This window comes from Candidatus Vallotiella hemipterorum (genome assembly GCF_910593725.1).
Lineage (GTDB): Bacteria > Pseudomonadota > Gammaproteobacteria > Burkholderiales > Burkholderiaceae > Mycetohabitans > Mycetohabitans hemipterorum.
The window spans coordinates 677,898-695,587 of the sequence record NZ_OU343031.1; the positions used below are offsets into that span (position 1 = coordinate 677,898).

General features: G+C 44.6%; 17 protein-coding genes and 1 tRNA gene. All 18 read left to right on the forward strand.

What is annotated here, in order from left to right:
* The first annotated feature begins 53 nt into the window (after positions 1-53).
* The 18 genes from KW136_RS02250 to nuoN all read left to right on the forward strand — a co-directional run bounded on the left by KW136_RS02250 (position 54) and on the right by nuoN (position 17,602).
* Positions 54-1,058: an NAD(P)H-quinone oxidoreductase gene (locus tag KW136_RS02250; RefSeq protein ID WP_216796850.1), complete on the forward strand. Its 1,005-nt coding sequence runs from the start codon at positions 54-56 to the stop codon at positions 1,056-1,058.
* A 114-nt stretch (positions 1,059-1,172) separates the two neighbouring features.
* Positions 1,173-1,970 (forward strand): triose-phosphate isomerase, encoded by a 798-nt coding sequence (gene tpiA / locus KW136_RS02255; protein ID WP_216796852.1) that lies wholly within the window; start codon positions 1,173-1,175, stop codon positions 1,968-1,970.
* Positions 1,970-2,341, forward strand: a complete 372-nt coding sequence (gene secG, locus KW136_RS02260) for a preprotein translocase subunit SecG (protein ID WP_216796854.1) — start codon at positions 1,970-1,972, stop codon at positions 2,339-2,341. The genes tpiA and secG overlap by 1 nt, the downstream gene beginning before the upstream one ends.
* Positions 2,342-2,494: 153 nt before the next feature.
* A tRNA-Leu gene (locus tag KW136_RS02265) sits at positions 2,495-2,579 on the forward strand.
* Positions 2,580-2,743: 164 nt separating this feature from the next.
* Complete coding sequence (locus KW136_RS02270; RefSeq protein ID WP_216796855.1) at positions 2,744-3,103, forward strand: NADH-quinone oxidoreductase subunit A; 360 nt, start codon at positions 2,744-2,746, stop codon at positions 3,101-3,103.
* 59 nt (positions 3,104-3,162) lie between these two features.
* Positions 3,163-3,642, forward strand: a complete 480-nt coding sequence (locus KW136_RS02275) for a NuoB/complex I 20 kDa subunit family protein (RefSeq protein WP_216796857.1) — start codon at positions 3,163-3,165, stop codon at positions 3,640-3,642.
* Between the two features lie 15 nt (positions 3,643-3,657).
* Complete coding sequence (locus KW136_RS02280; protein ID WP_216796859.1) at positions 3,658-4,260, forward strand: NADH-quinone oxidoreductase subunit C; 603 nt, start codon at positions 3,658-3,660, stop codon at positions 4,258-4,260.
* Positions 4,261-4,342: 82 nt separating this feature from the next.
* Positions 4,343-5,596, forward strand: a complete 1,254-nt coding sequence (locus KW136_RS02285; protein WP_216796860.1) for an NADH-quinone oxidoreductase subunit D — start codon at positions 4,343-4,345, stop codon at positions 5,594-5,596.
* Between the two features lie 120 nt (positions 5,597-5,716).
* Positions 5,717-6,193 (forward strand): NADH-quinone oxidoreductase subunit NuoE, encoded by a 477-nt coding sequence (nuoE, locus tag KW136_RS02290; protein WP_216796862.1) that lies wholly within the window; start codon positions 5,717-5,719, stop codon positions 6,191-6,193.
* Positions 6,190-7,515 (forward strand): NADH-quinone oxidoreductase subunit NuoF, encoded by a 1,326-nt coding sequence (nuoF, locus tag KW136_RS02295; RefSeq protein WP_216796864.1) that lies wholly within the window; start codon positions 6,190-6,192, stop codon positions 7,513-7,515. Before nuoE ends, nuoF begins: the two co-directional genes overlap by 4 nt.
* A gap of 76 nt (positions 7,516-7,591) precedes the next feature.
* Positions 7,592-9,928 carry an NADH-quinone oxidoreductase subunit NuoG gene (nuoG, locus tag KW136_RS02300; RefSeq protein WP_216796866.1) on the forward strand — a complete coding sequence of 779 codons (2,337 nt, stop codon included), beginning with the start codon at positions 7,592-7,594 and terminating at the stop codon, positions 9,926-9,928.
* Positions 9,929-10,993, forward strand: coding sequence for an NADH-quinone oxidoreductase subunit NuoH (gene nuoH, locus KW136_RS02305; protein WP_216796867.1), 1,065 nt, complete (start codon positions 9,929-9,931; stop codon positions 10,991-10,993).
* Between the two features lie 9 nt (positions 10,994-11,002).
* On the forward strand, positions 11,003-11,491 hold the full coding sequence (gene nuoI / locus KW136_RS02310) for an NADH-quinone oxidoreductase subunit NuoI (protein ID WP_216796868.1): 489 nt from the start codon (positions 11,003-11,005) through the stop codon (positions 11,489-11,491).
* A 68-nt stretch (positions 11,492-11,559) separates the two neighbouring features.
* Complete coding sequence (locus KW136_RS02315; protein WP_216796869.1) at positions 11,560-12,180, forward strand: NADH-quinone oxidoreductase subunit J; 621 nt, start codon at positions 11,560-11,562, stop codon at positions 12,178-12,180.
* Positions 12,181-12,272: 92 nt separating this feature from the next.
* Positions 12,273-12,578 (forward strand): NADH-quinone oxidoreductase subunit NuoK, encoded by a 306-nt coding sequence (nuoK, locus tag KW136_RS02320; RefSeq protein WP_216796870.1) that lies wholly within the window; start codon positions 12,273-12,275, stop codon positions 12,576-12,578.
* Positions 12,579-12,599: 21 nt separating this feature from the next.
* On the forward strand, positions 12,600-14,603 hold the full coding sequence (nuoL, locus tag KW136_RS02325; protein WP_216797444.1) for an NADH-quinone oxidoreductase subunit L: 2,004 nt from the start codon (positions 12,600-12,602) through the stop codon (positions 14,601-14,603).
* Between the two features lie 13 nt (positions 14,604-14,616).
* Positions 14,617-16,110 carry an NADH-quinone oxidoreductase subunit M gene (locus KW136_RS02330; RefSeq protein ID WP_216796871.1) on the forward strand — a complete coding sequence of 498 codons (1,494 nt, stop codon included), beginning with the start codon at positions 14,617-14,619 and terminating at the stop codon, positions 16,108-16,110.
* A gap of 19 nt (positions 16,111-16,129) precedes the next feature.
* Positions 16,130-17,602 (forward strand): NADH-quinone oxidoreductase subunit NuoN, encoded by a 1,473-nt coding sequence (gene nuoN, locus KW136_RS02335; RefSeq protein ID WP_216796872.1) that lies wholly within the window; start codon positions 16,130-16,132, stop codon positions 17,600-17,602.
* The last annotated feature ends 88 nt before the right edge of the window (positions 17,603-17,690 follow it).

Genomic DNA, 17,690 nt, shown 5'->3' on the forward strand with positions numbered 1-17,690 from the left:
TGTTTTGTACCCCCCCTTTTTTTAGTCAATGCGACGGCTACGCAGAATTTCGCATGAAAGCAATCGAGATTACAGAATACGGCGCCCCTAATGTTTTAAAAACTGTTAAACGCCCGATACCTGACCTCAAGCTCGGCGAAGTGCTGATTAAAGTTTCAGCAGCTGGTGTGAATCGCCCAGATGTTTTTCAGCGTATGGGTAATTATCTTGCGCCACAAGGCGCATCAGATATTCCTGGTCTCGAAATTTCTGGAAAAATTATTTCCGGTACTCTTAATAAAGTAAATAATCCATTCGGTCTCACGCATGGGCAACGAGTCTGTGCTTTAACGCAAGGGGGTGGATATGCCGAGTATGCAAGCGTACCACTCGCGCAGTGTTTGCCTATACCAATGGGCTTATCGGATATTCAAGCTGCGTCGTTGCCAGAAACGTTCTTTACTGTTTGGAGTAATGTTTTTGACAGTGGTCGCCTTAGCATAGGTAAAGATGGTTCTAGGGAGGCATTATTAGTTCAGGGTGGTTCCAGTGGTATTGGTATAACAGCAATTCAGATGGCGCATGCGTTCGGTCATCCGGTATTTGCTACGGCTGGTAATGCACAGAAGTGCGCCGCATGCGAGGCGCTAGGCGCTAAACGTGGGATTAACTACAAAACAGAAGACTTTGTTTCCGTGATAAAGTCGCTAACTTATAACCGAGGCGTCGACGTAATTTTAGATATGGTGGGCGGCTCTTATGTAGAGCGAGAGTTAAATGTGCTGGCTAGTGGCGGGCGTATTTTATTGATTGCTCTACTCGGGGGGAGTAAAGCGCAGATTGACTTAAGCAGGGTATTACGTCGCCGCTTAATATTAACTGGATCAATACTCCGGCCTCGTTCGGTAACTTTTAAAGCTGCCATTGCTACAAAATTGTACGAGCGAGTATGGCCACTAATTGAGCAGGGTGCGATTAAGCCGGTAATTCACCATGTATTTCCGGCTGAGCATGCCGACGCAGCGCATACAATGATGGAGAGGGGGGAGAACATCGGAAAAATTATACTCACTTGGTAAGTATATAGTGGATTGACTTTTGCTTATAATATTTAGTAAAGTAAAAAATTTTATACGCATACTTATTACTTGTTAGTTGACACTTGCGTATTACAGGTACTAAATAAAAAACGTATGTTAAAGAAACAGCAATCAAAACTTGTAGTTGCAAACTGGAAGATGCACGGGTGTCTCACTAGCAATGATGTGTTACTACACGCATTCACGCAACGCGCAGTAACACTTGAGCCGCAAGTACGGCTTGCTGTGTGTGTACCGTATCCGTATCTCGCGCAGGCTCAGAATCGGCTTACTAGCACGTCAATCGAGTATGGAGTGCAAGATGTATCTGCACACACGCATGGCGCGTATACAGGTGAGGTTGCTGCGTCTATGGTCGCTGAGTTTGGTGCAACGCTAGCCATCGTCGGTCACTCTGAGCGTCGTATATTTCATATGGAATCCTCTGAGTTAGTGGCGGCAAAAGCGCAGCGCGCTCTCGAGTCTGGTATTACTCCGATTATCTGTGTTGGCGAAACGCTAGATGAGAGGCAGGCTGGGAAAACTAATAGTATTGTATATACACAGCTTGCTGCGGTACTTGACAGGCTAGACGACGAGGCCGACGTAGCACGACTAATTGTCGCATACGAGCCGTTTTGGGCTATTGGCACAGGTCAAATTCCTGCTGTGCAGCAGATAAAACAGGTCTATGGTGCAATACGGGCCCAGCTTATGGAAAAAGCAGTAAACATACACGTGCCGCTTTTATACGGGGGTAGTCTTAAGCCAGATAATGCGCTGGAATTGTTTTCTCAATCAGATATTGATGGTGCTCTAATTGGCGCTGCATCATTATCTGCTGTAGATTTTCTTGAAATCTCTGCGGCTGTTAGTATAGCACTTTCCGAAAATCAGGATGATTCTAAGTAATGCACTTCTTATTTTTGAAGACATTGATTATCGTGGTGCAGGTGCTATCTGCGCTTGGTGTGATTGGGCTTGTTTTACTGCAGCATGACAAGGCTGCTAATATAGGTATGGGGTTCGGCAGCGGAGCCTCGGGTAGTTTATTCAGTGCTAGTGGCTCAGTCGACTTCCTTTCGCGTGCAACAGCAATTTTCGCTACTGTATTCTTTATTAGTACGCTTTTTATGAGTGTTCTGGGCGGTAACTATCCTCCGAAGATGCCTAGAAGCGGTCTATTAAGCAGTGCGGCGCCACTAGCAGTGACTACGCCGGTAGAAGGCTTAGTATCCTCTATAACTGAGGAGTCTACGTCACATTCTAATGTGCCTAAATAATGTAAGGATTAGCAAAACTATGACGTGTACGAAATGTGTTTTCGTGCGTTGAACAAAGAACTTAACCAAGTTACAATCAAGAACTTAAAGTCATTCGCGGTAACAGTGGTAACAAAAGCTAATGCTCTAAATGTCCTCACACATTATAATAGTGCCGATGTGGTGAAATTGGTAGACACGCTATCTTGAGGGGGTAGTGGCGCAAGCCGTATGAGTTCGAGTCTCATTATCGGCACCAGCATTATATAATGCCAGCCGCTTGCACTTATGCTACGGCTGGCATTTATTTTTAATGCCGCCCCCTATTATAATGTCTTGGCTTTAATATAAGGGCTCTCTCAGGAGCCTTATTAGATTTAGCTATCTAGTTAAAGCTCATTAACTTTTTGATAAAAAATACTCTTGAACCTTACTGCCTACTTCCCCGTCCTGCTATTTATTCTTGTTAGCCTTGGTTTAGGGGGGGGGTTAGTTAGTATTGGCAGGCTCCTTGGTCCCAAAAAACCAGACACTAATAAAAATTCTCCATACGAGTGTGGTTTTGAGGCATTTGGAGATGCTCGTATGAAGTTCGATGTGCGCTATTACTTAGTAGCTATCCTCTTTATTATTTTTGATTTAGAGACGGCTTTTTTATTCCCTTGGGGCGTTGCATTACGCGATATTGGTTGGCCAGGATTCATCGCAATGATGATTTTCCTTCTGGAGTTTATGCTGGGTTTTGCCTATGTCTGGAGACGTGGTGGACTAAGCTGGGAATGAGTATTAAAAATCGTACTTTGTATCAAGCACGAAGCTTGCCATCCGCCTGGAGTTAAAAAATGAGTATTGAAGGCATGCTAAATAAGGGCTTTATTACCACAACCGCTGATAAGCTTATAAACTGGACTCGAACCGGCTCACTATGGCCAATGACGTTTGGGCTTGCTTGTTGTGCCGTTGAGATGATGCATGCTGGTGCTTCACGCTATGACTTAGACCGTTTCGGTGTTGTATTTCGGCCAAGTCCACGTCAGTCCGATGTCATGATCGTTGCAGGTACGCTCTGCAATAAAATGGCGCCTGCGCTACGAAAGGTTTATGACCAAATGGCTGAGCCGCGTTGGGTAATCTCCATGGGTTCATGCGCCAATGGGGGTGGTTACTATCACTACTCGTACTCAGTTGTGCGCGGATGTGACCGGATTGTTCCGGTTGATGTGTACGTACCTGGCTGTCCGCCGACTGCTGAGGCACTCATATATGGTGTCATGCAATTGCAGGCAAAAATTCGTCGCACAAATACTATTGCCCGAAAGTAATGCGGAATTTCTAATATGAAAAGCAAACTAGAAATCCTAAAAGCAAACCTTAACAAAGCGTTTGGAGATAAGCTAGAAAGCTTAAGCGAGTCGCTTGGCCAGTTAACTATTGTGGTTGCTGCTGGCAATCTAATTGATCTTGCGACTCAGTTGCGAGATGACCCAACGCTTGGTTTCGAACAATTAATTGACCTATGTGGTATTGATTATTCAAAATACCGTAATGGCGAATATGACGGTCTACGTTTTGCTTCGGTATCGCATTTATTGTCGATCAGCCATAACTGGCGCCTGCGAGTTCGCGTATTCGCGCCATATAACAATGCGCCAGTTTTGCCATCTCTGATTGAAGTATGGAATTCGGTGAACTGGTATGAGCGGGAAGCATTCGATTTATACGGGATCGTGTTCGATGGTCATCCTGATCTCCGAAGGATCCTTACTGATTATGGTTTTATCGGCCACCCATTTCGCAAGGATTTTCCGCTATCCGGCTATGTTGAGATGCGGTATGATTCGGAAAAAAAACAAGTTATCTACCAACCTGTCACTATTGAATCACGCGAGGTTACACCTCGAGTGATTCGCGAAGAACGTTATGGTGGCCTTAGGCACTGATAGCCGGCTTAGCCGGCTACGGGTATTTACGTAAATACAAATAGATTATCCAAGTTATTCAATTTCTAGTAGGCCTGTAAACATGGCTGATATTAAGAACTACACGCTGAACTTCGGTCCTCAGCATCCAGCAGCACATGGTGTACTACGCCTTGTGCTCGAATTAGATGGCGAAGTGATTCAGCGCGCTGATCCGCATATCGGTTTACTACATCGTGCAACCGAGAAGTTAGCTGAGCACAAAACTTTTATCCAGTCTATACCGTATATGGATCGGCTTGACTACGTGTCAATGATGGTTAATGAGCACGCGTATGTCATGGCGATTGAGAAGCTAGTTGGTATTGACGTGACAATCCGGGCACAATATATCCGAGTGATGTTTGATGAGATTACTCGGATTCTTAATCACTTAATGTGGATCGGAGCTCACGCGCTTGATATCGGTGCAATGGCAGTATTTCTCTACGCGTTCCGTGAGCGCGAAGACTTGATGGATATTTATGAAGCTGTATCCGGCGCACGCATGCATGCAGCATATTATAGACCTGGTGGTGTCCATGCGGATCTACCGGCTGCAATGCCGAAATATAAAGCTTCAAAGATACGAAACGAGAAGGCACTAACTAGGCTTAACGAAAATCGCCAGGGTTCGCTTCTTGATTTCATCGAGGATTTTACAAACCGTTTTCCTAGCTGTGTTGATGAGTACGAAACGCTACTAACCGATAATAGGATCTGGAAGCAGCGATTAGTGAGCATTGGTATTGTAACACCAGAGCGAGCGCTGCAATTGGGTATGACTGGGCCGATGCTACGCGCTTCGGGTGTTGCATGGGACCTGCGTAAAAAACAGCCATACGAGGTGTATGATCAGCTCGATTTTGACATTCCGATCGGCGGGCACGGCGACTGCTATGACCGATATCTTGTACGCGTCGAGGAGATGCGTCAATCGAACCGTATTATCAAACAATGTGTTGTATGGCTTCGAAATAATCCAGGACCTGTAATAGTTGATAATCATAAAGTCGCACCGCCCTCTCGGCTAAATATGAAATCAAATATGGAAGAGCTGATTCACCATTTTAAGCTATTTACAGAAGGTATGCATGTACCTGAAGGTGAAACATATGTTGCCGTTGAACACCCAAAGGGTGAGTTTGGCATCTATTTAATTTCGGACGGCGCGAATAAGCCATACAGACTAAAAATTCGTGCGCCAGGCTATGCACATCTATCTACCCTTGATGAAATGGTTCGCGGTCATATGATTTCTGATGCGGTTACAATCATTGGAACACAGGATATTGTGTTTGGGGAAGTGGACCGCTAACGTAACTACTTAGAATATCCCATGCCATATGATAGGCCCCATATTAAGAAGAGGGAGATTTTCTAGAGTGGTATGTCGGTAGGTTTTATTTCGTTAAGCATTGAATAGGTTGTGTTATAAATGATCTCACCTAAAGGCCTCAAGGAAATCGATCGCGCAGTATTAAAGTACCCTGCCGGTCACCAGCAATCCGCTGTAATAGCAGCGCTCGCGATTGCGCAGCGAGAGCGGGGGTGGTTATTGCCGGAGTTAATGCAATTTATCGCTGACTATCTGCAAATACCAGCTATTTCTGTACAGGAGGTCGCGACGTTTTATAACATGTACGAGACAACGTCAGTTGGTACATACAAAATTACACTATGCACGAACTTACCATGTGAACTAGGCGGTGCAGAGAAAACTGCAGAATATCTAAAAAAGAAACTAAGAATTGATTTTGGTGAGACTACCCCGGACGGCAGATTCACACTGAAAGAAGGTGAGTGTTTCGGAGCTTGTGGCGATGCACCCGTAGTTTTATTAAATAATCATAGGATGTGCAGTTTCATGAGTTGCGAGAAGATTGACCAGTTGCTTGAGGAGCTCTCTACATGACATCTTTGCACGGTCGGCATATTAATCCACTAATTCTCGCGGGTCTGAATGGCGAGAACTGGCATTTAAAAGACTATGTCGCTCGCGGGGGCTATCAGCAACTGAGACGTATTCTCGAGAAAAATATCCCGCCGGAGCAGGTAATTGCAGACGTGAAAGCCTCTGGATTGCGAGGTCGTGGTGGAGCGGGATTTCCGACGGGACTCAAGTGGAGCTTTATGCCGCGTCAATTCCCCGGACCAAAATATTTAATATGTAACTCCGATGAGGGGGAGCCCGGTACATTTAAAGATCGTGACATCTTGCGCTGGAATCCGCATGCATTAATCGAAGGTATGACGATTGGCGCATATGCAATGGGTATTACTGTTGGATATAATTATATTCACGGTGAGATTTGGGAAGTTTATAAGCGCTTTGAAATAGCGCTAAACGAAGCAGATACTGCAGGTTATCTTGGCTCTAATATTTTAGGCAGTGAGTTTTCGTTTAAATTGCATGCGCACCACGGCTATGGCGCGTATATTTGCGGTGAAGAAACTGCGCTACTTGAGTCACTCGAAGGAAAGAGAGGGCGACCAAGGATTAAGCCCCCCTTCCCGGCTAGTTATGGTGCATTTGGCAAGCCAACTACTATTAATAATACCGAAACATTTGCGGCAGTGCCATTTCTATTAGCGATTGGTCCCCAGGAATACTTAAATCTAGGTAAGCCAAACAACGGCGGCACAAAAATCTTCTCAGTATCCGGCGATGTACACTATCCTGGAAATTACGAAGTGCCGCTCGGGACGCCATTCAAAAAGCTAATAGAGCTGGCTGGGGGCGTATGCGGCACAATTAAAGCAGTGATCCCGGGTGGTGCTTCTGCACCGGTGGTACCAGGCGAACAAATGATGCAAACCGATCTAGACTACGATGCGCTTGCGAAAGCTGGTTCGATGCTTGGTTCTGGTGCGGTAATCGTAATGAATGATACACGCTGCATGGTCCGCTCGCTACTACGCCTATCATACTTCTACTACGAAGAGTCTTGTGGACAGTGTACGCCATGCCGTGAAGGTACTGGCTGGCTCTATCGAATTATTCGTCGAATAGAGAATGGCCAGGGGCGCCTAGAGGATCTAGAATTACTAGATTCGGTTGCTAATAATATTATGGGACGAACAATCTGCGCGCTAGGTGACGCAGCGGCGATGCCTATTCTAGGCATGTTAAAACATTTCTGGGGAGAATTTAAGTATCACATCGAACACAAGCATTGCATGGTTCCAGTGCATTGCGGTGGACGTTGTGATAAAACGCCCACCGCAATTATATAAACATGGCTGAGCTATAAAAACGCAACAGCCTGCTATACGTGGCTGCATAGCATTAAGTTTAGGAAACTTTATTAGTATGGTTGAGCTTGAAATAGATGGCAAAAAAGTTAAGGTGCCGGAGGGCAGCATGGTGATCCAAGCTGCCCATAAGGTCAATACGTATATTCCCCATTTTTGCTATCACAAGAAGTTATCAATCGCAGCAAACTGCAGGATGTGCCTGATTGAAGTAGAGAACATTCCAAAGGCTTTGCCGGCATGTTCGACTTTGGTGTCTTCTGGTATGGTTGTTCGGACAACATCAGATAAAGCGGTGAAAGCCCAGCAGTCGGTAATGGAGTTTTTACTCATTAATCACCCATTAGATTGTCCAATCTGCGACCAGGGTGGCGAATGCCAGCTTCAGGACCTAGCGGTAGGCTACGGCAAGTCTTCATCACGATATTCGGAGGAAAAGCGCATTGTTTTTCACAAAAACGTCGGGCCCTTAATCTCGATGGAAGAAATGACACGCTGTATTCACTGCACACGTTGCGTGCGCTTTGGCCAAGAAGTAGCTGGGATTATGGAGCTCGGGATGCTTGGTCGCGGCGAGCACTCAGAGATTGCGACGTTTCTTAGCAGTACAGTTGATTCTGAGTTATCGGGTAATATGATTGATTTATGTCCGGTTGGTGCTATAACCAGTAAGCTTTTCCATTATAGTGCGCGATCATGGGAATTATCGCATGGTCACTCAGTTAGCCCGCATGATTCAGTCGGCTCAAACCTTATTGTGCAGGCGAAAAATAATCGGGTTATGCGTGTATTGCCTCTAGAAAATGAGGAGATCAATGAGTGCTGGATTTCGGATAAGGATCGCTTCTCCTATGAAGCGCTAAATAGCGCAGAGCGTCTGACACAACCAATGTTAAGGCGAGATGGAAGGTTATATGAAGTCGACTGGGAAACTGCACTAACCTTCGTTACAAATAACCTGCAAAATATTAAAACTGCGTATGGATCAAAGGAAATTGCTACGATTGTTAGCCCGCACAGCACGCTTGAAGAGTTATTTTTACTCAAGAGACTAACGCGCGAACTAGGTAGCGCAAATCTAGATTTCCGGTTGCGCCAAAGTGATTTTTCTATGCCATCGCAAGGTGTGCCATGGCTTGGCATGCCTCTGGCAATGTTATCCGGTGTCGATGCCGCATTCGTGATAGGCTCATTTCTACGCTACGATCATCCACTGATAGCCGCACGACTGCGTCAGGCCGCTGCTAGCGGCGCTAAAGTAAGCTTGTTACACGCGAGCGCTGATGATTCGTTCATCCATATTAAAAATAAGATTCTTGCACCACCATCGGCCTGGGTAGATTCGTTGGCTAGCGTAGCTGTTGCGCTAGCTGAGATTCGTGGAATAACCAGCCCTGCTGGGTTGACTGGTGTGCAGTCAAATACTACTGCTAAGCATATTTCTGACTCGCTATTGAATGGTAGATGCCGTGTGATCCTGCTGGGTACAAGCGCGGTAAGCCATCCAGAATTCTCAAAACTGTACAGCATTGCACAATGGATTGCTCAGACAAGTGATGCAACGCTAGGCTTCCTACCGGAAGCAGCAAATACTATCGGCGCATATTTAGTTGATGCACTACCTGGCGATGGCGGCGCTGACGCTGCGCAGGCATTCTCATCACCGCGTCGCTTATATATATTGTTTAATGTCGAGCCGCAGTTCGATGTTGCTAATCCACAGCAGGCCTGCGCAGCGCTAGCCCAGGCTGATATAGTTATTGCACTATCGTCGTTTAAAATCGGCGCTGACTATGCGGACGTTCTGCTGCCAATTTCGCCTTTTACAGAAACAGACGGCACATTTGTCAATGCACAAGGCACTGTACAACCATTTAGTAGCGTTGTGCGACCACTAGGTGAATCTAGGCCAGGCTGGAAAGTACTTAGTGCATTGGGAAACTTACTCGGACTGCATAACTTTAGCTATGCTAATGCTAAAGAAGTGGCTGCTACAGCACTAGGGCGTGTCGACGTGCAGTCATGTCTATCGAACGTACCAATGCGCCATATTCCGTTGGAACGCGGTACATTAATGCGTTCGCCAGGGGCATTTGAGCGTATTTCTGACGTGTCGATCTATGACGCTGATTCTCTGGTGCGCCGTGCGTCCTCGCTACATATGACTAGGGTGTCTAAGGCTTCTCTGCATGCTTTTTTACCAACTATATTATTTAAGAAACTTGGGTTGAGAGAAGGGGATGCTATACGCGTTCAACAGGGAGAGACATCTGTAATGCTGCCGGCGATGCATGATGCAAAGCTGCATGATGTAGTGGTGCGCGTTCCAGCAGCTACGTACGTCGCTGCTAGATTGGGTAGCTTGTTTGGTGATCTTCGGGTGGAGAAAGCCTAAATGGGCATGTTCGAAATGATTCATGCTACCAGCAGCCTTATTTTAAGCGGCGCGTGGCTAACTATATGGGTACTAGTTCGAATTCTTATCGTATTAGTAGTGATTTTACTGTGCGTTGCTTATCTTATTCTATGGGAACGCAAGCTAATTGGCTGGATGCATATGCGAGTTGGGCCAAACAGGGTTGGTCCAATGGGGCTATTACAGCCGATTGCTGATGTAATCAAACTATTAATGAAGGAGGTAATCTTACCGGCGCAGGCCACTAAGTGGATGTATCTCATTTCGCCAGTTATAGTTGTAGTGCCGGCATTTTGCGTCTGGGCGGTTATTCCTTTCCAGGCCAAGGTAGTGCTAAGTGATATAGATGCGGGCTTGTTATATGTAATTGCAATGTCTTCGCTTGGAGTATATGGAGTTAGCCTAGCGGGTTGGGCTTCAAATTCAAAGTACGCATTTCTCGGTGCAATGCGTGCGGCTGCTCAGATGGTGTCTTATGAAATTTCGATGGGCCTGGCTTTAGTTGTTGTTCTTATGACATCAGGCAGTCTAAACTTGACTAATATAGTGCATTCACAGCAGCGCGGGTTATTCGCTGGACTGGGCATAAACTTCTTATCGTGGAATTGGCTGCCTCTATTACCTATATTCGCTGTTTACTTTATCTCGGGCATTGCCGAAACTAACCGTCACCCATTCGATGTTGTTGAGGGAGAATCAGAGATTGTTGCTGGGCACATGATTGACTACTCCGGCATGGCGTTCGCGCTATTTTTCCTAGCGGAGTACATTAACATGATTGTGATATCAGCGCTTACCGCGACGCTATTTTTCGGCGGATGGAGTGCGCCATTTACATTTCTATCGTTTATTCCCGGTATTGTTTGGCTACTGCTAAAAGTTTTCTTTTTATTATCGGTATTCATCTGGGTGCGCGCTACTTTACCGCGTTATCGCTATGATCAGATTATGCGCCTAGGCTGGAAGATCTTTATTCCGGTATGTGTCATATGGTTAGTAGTAGTTGGCTTCTGGATTATGTCCCCACTCAGTATTTGGGAATAAAGTATTGCTATGAACGTAATTCAAAATTTTTTTAAAACATTTTTTTTAATTGAGTTATTTAGGGGACTTGCTTTAACCGGGAAATATGCATTCCGGCGAAAAATTACTGTACAGTTCCCCGAAGAGAAGACGCCAATTTCTCCCCGCTTTCGCGGACTACATGCACTGCGTCGCTATGAAAATGGCGAGGAGCGATGTATTGCGTGCAAACTATGTGAGGCAGTCTGTCCAGCGCTGGCAATAACGATAGAATCCGAAGTACGCGCTGATAACACGCGCCGTACAACGCGTTACGATATTGACCTAACAAAGTGTATCTTTTGCGGCTTCTGCGAGGAGAGCTGTCCAGTCGATTCAATTGTTGAAACGCAGATCTTCGCGTATCACGGCGAAAAACGTAGTGACTTATATTTTACAAAGGATATGCTTCTTGAGATTGGCGATCATCATGAATCGCAAATTGCGGCAGCAAAAGCAGCAGAGGCACCATACCGGTAACTAACTATCGCGTGAGTCTATCAAGACGAACAGCATACCAGTAATACGCCTAACGATATCTAGTAAATATGAAATTTACAACTATCCTTTTCTATATATTCTCGCTACTGATGATCGCGTCCGGGCTTAAGGTAATTACAGCTCGCAATCCTGTAAGCTCAGCACTCTTTCTAGTACTTGCGTTTTTTAACGCTGCAGGGATTTGGATATTGCTAGGGGCTGAGTTCCTTGCGATTATGTTGGTGCTTGTATATGTAGGTGCTGTAATGGTGTTGTTCTTGTTTGTCATAATGATGCTAGATATTAATCTAGATATATTACGGTGTAACTTTCACCGTTTCGTGCCAATGGCAACGCTTGTGGGCGCGATTGTCGTAATCGAAACTACTCTAATTATCTGGCATAGTTACGGTACGAGCGCTTCATTAATGCATAATTTTATTCAGCCCCTACAAGAGGCCGGAGTTAGTAGCCCGCTCTCCAATACTCGTCTAATAGGCCGAATTATCTATAGTGACTATATTTTTGCTTTTGAGGTTGCGGGTTTAGTGCTGTTAGTTGCGATCATCTCAGCAATTTCCTTAACGATCCGAGATAGTAAAAACGTAAAGCGTCAGTGCGTTAGTAAGCAAGTACAGGTTCGTCGAGAGGAGCGTCTTCGAATTGTGCAAATAGCTCCTGAAAAGTAGTCATCTGATGCATTAATATAAACGGCAACGCCCAGAACTACTAGTACTGGATCAGTTAGCAATACTTGCTGACTAAGATAAGGAATTAAATCATGTTAACCCTCGCCCATTACCTTGTGCTCGGTGCGAGCTTATTTGCGATCTCAATCGTTGGAGTTTTCCTAAATCGCCGGAACGTAATCTTAATCCTGATGGCGATCGAGTTAATGCTGCTCGCAGTGAACACTAATTTTATTGCATTTTCACATTATCTTGGCGGCGCGGATGGCCAGATCTTTGTATTTTTCGTACTAACTGTAGCCGCCGCCGAAACAGCAATCGGCCTGGCAATTTTAGTTACACTATTCCGTAGCCTTAATACGATTAACGTCGAAGATCTCAACCTGCTTAAAGGCTAAGGAGAAAAGGCTTTGACTATTATGGTAACGACACTTAATCCTAACCTACTGCTAGCTGTCCCGCTAGCGCCTCTAGTCAGCTCACTGATTGCCGGCCTATTTAGCAAAGTGATCGGCCGCTATAACGCACACCGTGTGACAATCCTCGGTGTAGCGATTGCATTTGCAGTCTCCGTGCTAGTGTTTATTAATGTGCTTAATCATGCTAGTTTTAATGGCACGATTTATGAATGGGCAATATTACCGGGTACTGCACTGGGACAATCTAGCTTAAAGCTTGAAATTGGCTTTTTAGTCGATTCGCTAAGCGCAATGATGATGTGCGTAGTTACCTTTGTCTCCCTAATGGTGCACATCTACACGATTGGCTATATGGCTGAGGATCCTGGATACCAGCGATTTTTCTCATACATTTCGTTATTTACATTCGCAATGTTAATGCTTGTAATGAGCAATAATCTTTTACAACTATTTTTCGGATGGGAAGCGGTTGGTCTAGTATCCTACCTGCTTATTGGATTTTGGTACACGCGCTCGACTGCACTTCACGCGAATCTTAAGGCATTCCTCGTAAACCGCGTTGGCGACTTTGGTTTTTTGCTAGGTATTGGTTTAATTTTTTCTTATATAGGTTCATTAAATTATGGTGAGGTATTTGCCCATCGCGACGCGTTAATCGGCGCAGGTGTACTATGGGGTACGCAGTGGCAGCTCATCACGGTGACCTGTATCTGCCTATTTATAGGCGCTATGGGTAAGTCTGCGCAGTTTCCGTTGCATGTATGGTTACCCGACTCAATGGAAGGGCCAACGCCAATCTCCGCACTAATTCATGCTGCCACAATGGTAACTGCAGGAATTTTTATGGTAACCCGAATGTCGCCGTTGTTTGAACTATCAGACACTACACTATCATTCATAATGGTAATTGGCTCAATTACTTTGCTCTTTATGGGATTTCTAGGCATTGTTCAGAATGATATTAAGCGAGTCATCGCATACTCGACACTGTCCCAGTTAGGCTATATGACCGTAGCACTTGGCGCTTCTGCTTATTCAGTTGCAGTATTCCACTTAATGACACATGCCTTTTTCAAGGCGCTACTGTTCTTAGGTGCTGGTTCAGTCATTATTGGCATGCATCATAACCAGGATATGCGCAATATGGGCGGATTGCGCAGATATATGCCCATTACCTGGAGAAGCTCATTAGTTGGTGTTCTTTCGCTAATTGGGACGCCGTTTTTTTCAGGTTTCTATTCTAAAGATTCAATTATCGAGGCGGTTAAGTTATCGCACTTGTCAGGTTCTGGATTTGCATATTTTGCGGTGAATGCTAGCGTATTTGTAACTGCTTTATACTCATTCCGAATGCTTTTTATGGTGTTTTGTGGTCATGAGCGCTTCCGAAGCTTGTATCATACGGGCTATGAACCGCATGAGCCTCCATGGATGGTGACTCTGCCTCTAGTATTACTTACAATCCCTTCTGTAATAATTGGTGCAATAGCAGTTGGCCCAATAATTTCTGGCGACTTTTTCTCACGCGGAGTCGTTTTCGATAAAGTAATTTACGTTAACGAGTGTCATGGAGCGTTACGCGAGATGGCCGAAAAGTTCCATGGCTGGATACCGATGGCATTAAATTCTATTTTAAGCTTGCCAGTCTGGCTCACGCTTTCTGGCGTTATTACCGCTTGGTTCCTATATGTAAAGCAACCAAATATCCCTGCTGCAATTCACCAGCGCTTCCCAATCATTTATACGCTATTAGCTAATAAGTATTACATTGATAAGATAAACGAGGCTATATTTGTTAAGGGCACAGTAATATTCAGCAAAAAACTCTGGAGGGGATGTGATGTCATAGTTATTGATGGCTTAGTCAACGGCAGTGCTCGGGCTGTCGCGAAGTTTTCTAGCATAATTCGCTTTCTACAAACCGGTTACATCTATCACTATGCCTTCGCTATGGTTATTGGCATGTTAGGGTTGCTAACCCTGTTCGTTACCCTAAAAAGATAACGTAAGGATAGGTATGCACGCTCATTCTCTGGTTTTAACTCTCGCGATCTGGATGCCAATTGTATTTGGTATCGCTGTTCTTGTAGTCGGCTCAGGTAAGAGACCAAGTATTGCGCGCTGGACCGCGCTGAGCGGCTCAGTGCTTAGCTTTATCATCACACTTCCCCTAGTTAAGGGCTTCGACTCAAGTACATCTGTCCTTCAATTTGTTGAAAACGTGCCCTGGATTTCACGTTTTAACATTATGTACCATCTGGGTATCGATGGACTATCAGTATGGTTTGTCGTGCTAACAGCCTTTATTACAGTTCTCGTTGTAATTTCTGGATGGGAGGTAATTACAGACGATATAGCACAGTATATGGCTGCTTTTCTAATTCTATCGGGTCTTATGGTTGGCGTATTTTCCTCAGCCGATGGAATGCTATTTTACGTTTTTTTCGAGGCAACACTAATTCCGATGTACTTAATTATCGGAATTTGGGGCGGCACAAACCGCGTATATGCAGCGTTTAAATTTTTCTTATACACGTTAGCTGGCTCATTGCTGATGCTAATCGCATTGATCTATCTATATACCCAGTCACAATCATTCGAAATTTCATCCTGGTATGCGCTTCCGCTGCCTATAATGCCACAAGTATTCTTGTTCATCGCATTTTTCCTTGGGTTCGCGGTCAAAGTACCGATGTGGCCGCTACACACGTGGTTACCTGATGCACACGTTGAGGCACCTACTGGTGGATCGGTTGTGCTAGCGGCAATTATGCTAAAGCTTGGCGCGTATGGTTTCCTACGCCTCTTATTACCTACTGCGCCAGACGCTAGCCGCCTAATGGCGCCAGTTGTGATTACACTCTCGCTCTTCGCTCTGATTTATATTAGCTTTATCGCATTAGTACAGACAGATATGAAGAAGCTGGTTGCATACTCATCAATCGCGCACATGGGCTTTGTCACACTCGGCTTTTTCCTCTTCAGTCAGCTTAGCATTGAAGGGGCCATTATACAGATGATCTCCCATAGTTTTGTGTCAGGCGCAATGTTTCTTTGCATCGGTGTTTTATATGAACGTATGCATTCGCGCCAGATTGTCGACTACGGTGGCGTCGTAAATACAATGCCTAAACTTGCAGCGTTCGCGGTATTATTTTCTATGGCAAACTGCGCACTGCCAGGTACCTCCGGATTTGTGGGCGAGTTTATGGTAATTTTATCAGCTATTAAATTTAATTTTTGGATTGGATTCCTTGCGGCAATTACCCTAATCTTAGGCGCCGCGTATACGCTGTGGATGGTTAAGCGTGTCTATTTCGGCGCAGTTCAGAACGATCATGTCGCGAAACTTACTGACATAAATTACCGAGAGTTTTCGGTATTAACAGTACTAGCTTTACTTATCTTATATATGGGCATATTTCCAAAGCCATTTATGGATCTGATGCACGAATCAGTAATTAATTTGCTCTTCCATCTCGCGCAGTCAAAGCTGCCAGCGACGCTTTAGTAGAGAAGGGATAAACACTATGTGTCATGCTTCTCTTAATGCTCTATTGCCAGACATATTTTTGACGACAGCAACTATCGTTATATGGATAAGTGATATTTTTATCGGCAAAAATAGACGGGGTTTAACCTACTTAGCTACAGTTAGCTCTGCCTTAATCGCTACGTTCTGGTATGCGGTAATTATAGTTGATCCGAATTCGCACTACTACTTTTCTGATATGTATGTAGTTGATCCATTTTCGAGCCTGATAAAATTATTTATTTCGCTCGGCTTTGCTGTTTCTCTGATTTATTCACGCCAGTATCTTGAAGAGCGTGACCTATTTTGTGGCGACTTTTATCTTCTAGCACTGTTCTCGCTATTAGGGCAGCTAGTCATGGTATCGGGCAATAATTTCCTGACACTATACTTGGGATTAGAGCTTATGTCGCTATCCCTATATGCGCTTATTGCATTGCGTCGTGATATGCCACAGTCAACTGAAGCTGCGATAAAGTACTGCGTGCTTGGGGCTCTATCATCTGGTTTCCTCTTATACGGTATCTCGATGATATATGGAGCAACCGGCTCGCTTAACTTAAATGATATATCTACTTCGATTACATTAGGTGGTGTTAATCATACCGCTTTGTTGTTTGGTGTTGTCTTTATTGTTACAAGCATCTCCTTTAAAATGGGTGTTGTACCATTCCATATGTGGGTACCTGATGTTTATCATGGTGCACCAACAGCAATGACATTGCTGACTGGTGGAATAGCAAAAGTCGCTGTATTTGCATGGGCGTTACGATTTTTTATGGTTGGATTATTACCATTAGCTATCGACTGGCAAATGATGCTAGCTATTCTAGCCACACTATCCTTAATAGTGGGCAATATCGCGGGTATCGTTCAATCCAACATAAAGCGAATGCTTGCCTATTCGGCGATATCAAATATGGGTTTTCTTCTACTTGGACTGCTATCTGGCGTTATTAGCGGTAAAGTAAATAATATAGCGAATTCTTATGGATCTGCAGTGTTTTATAGCATTACGTATATGCTGCCTACGCTAGGCGTATTCGGCATAATAATGCTACTTGCGCGTCGTGATTATGAGGCTGATATGCTAGATGACCTTAAGGGCTTAAATAAGCGCAGTCCGGTCTTCGCATTTATGATGTTAATTATTATGCTCTCATTAGCCGGTATCCCTCCAACGGTCGGCTTTTATGCGAAATTTTCAGTTCTTGAGGCCGCTATAAATGCGAACCTAACGTGGCTAGCCGTACTTGCTGCCGTCACATCTCTATTTGGGGCATTTTATTATCTACGTATTATTAAGCTCATGTATTTTAATAAGCCAGTTGACACAACGCAAATTACTACATACAAAGCTAGTCGAGTAATACTCGCTTGTAATGGTTTGTCAGTACTATTACTAGGTATAGCTCCTGGACCGTTAATGTCGAGCTGCTTATGGGTAGTTCGCCGGACGTTGTCGTGCTAACAATAATTTTTTATTATATTACCCTCTACTACTGGTGACCTCGACTAAATAAGCTCTTTAAATAAAGCACATACTTTTATTTAATCAC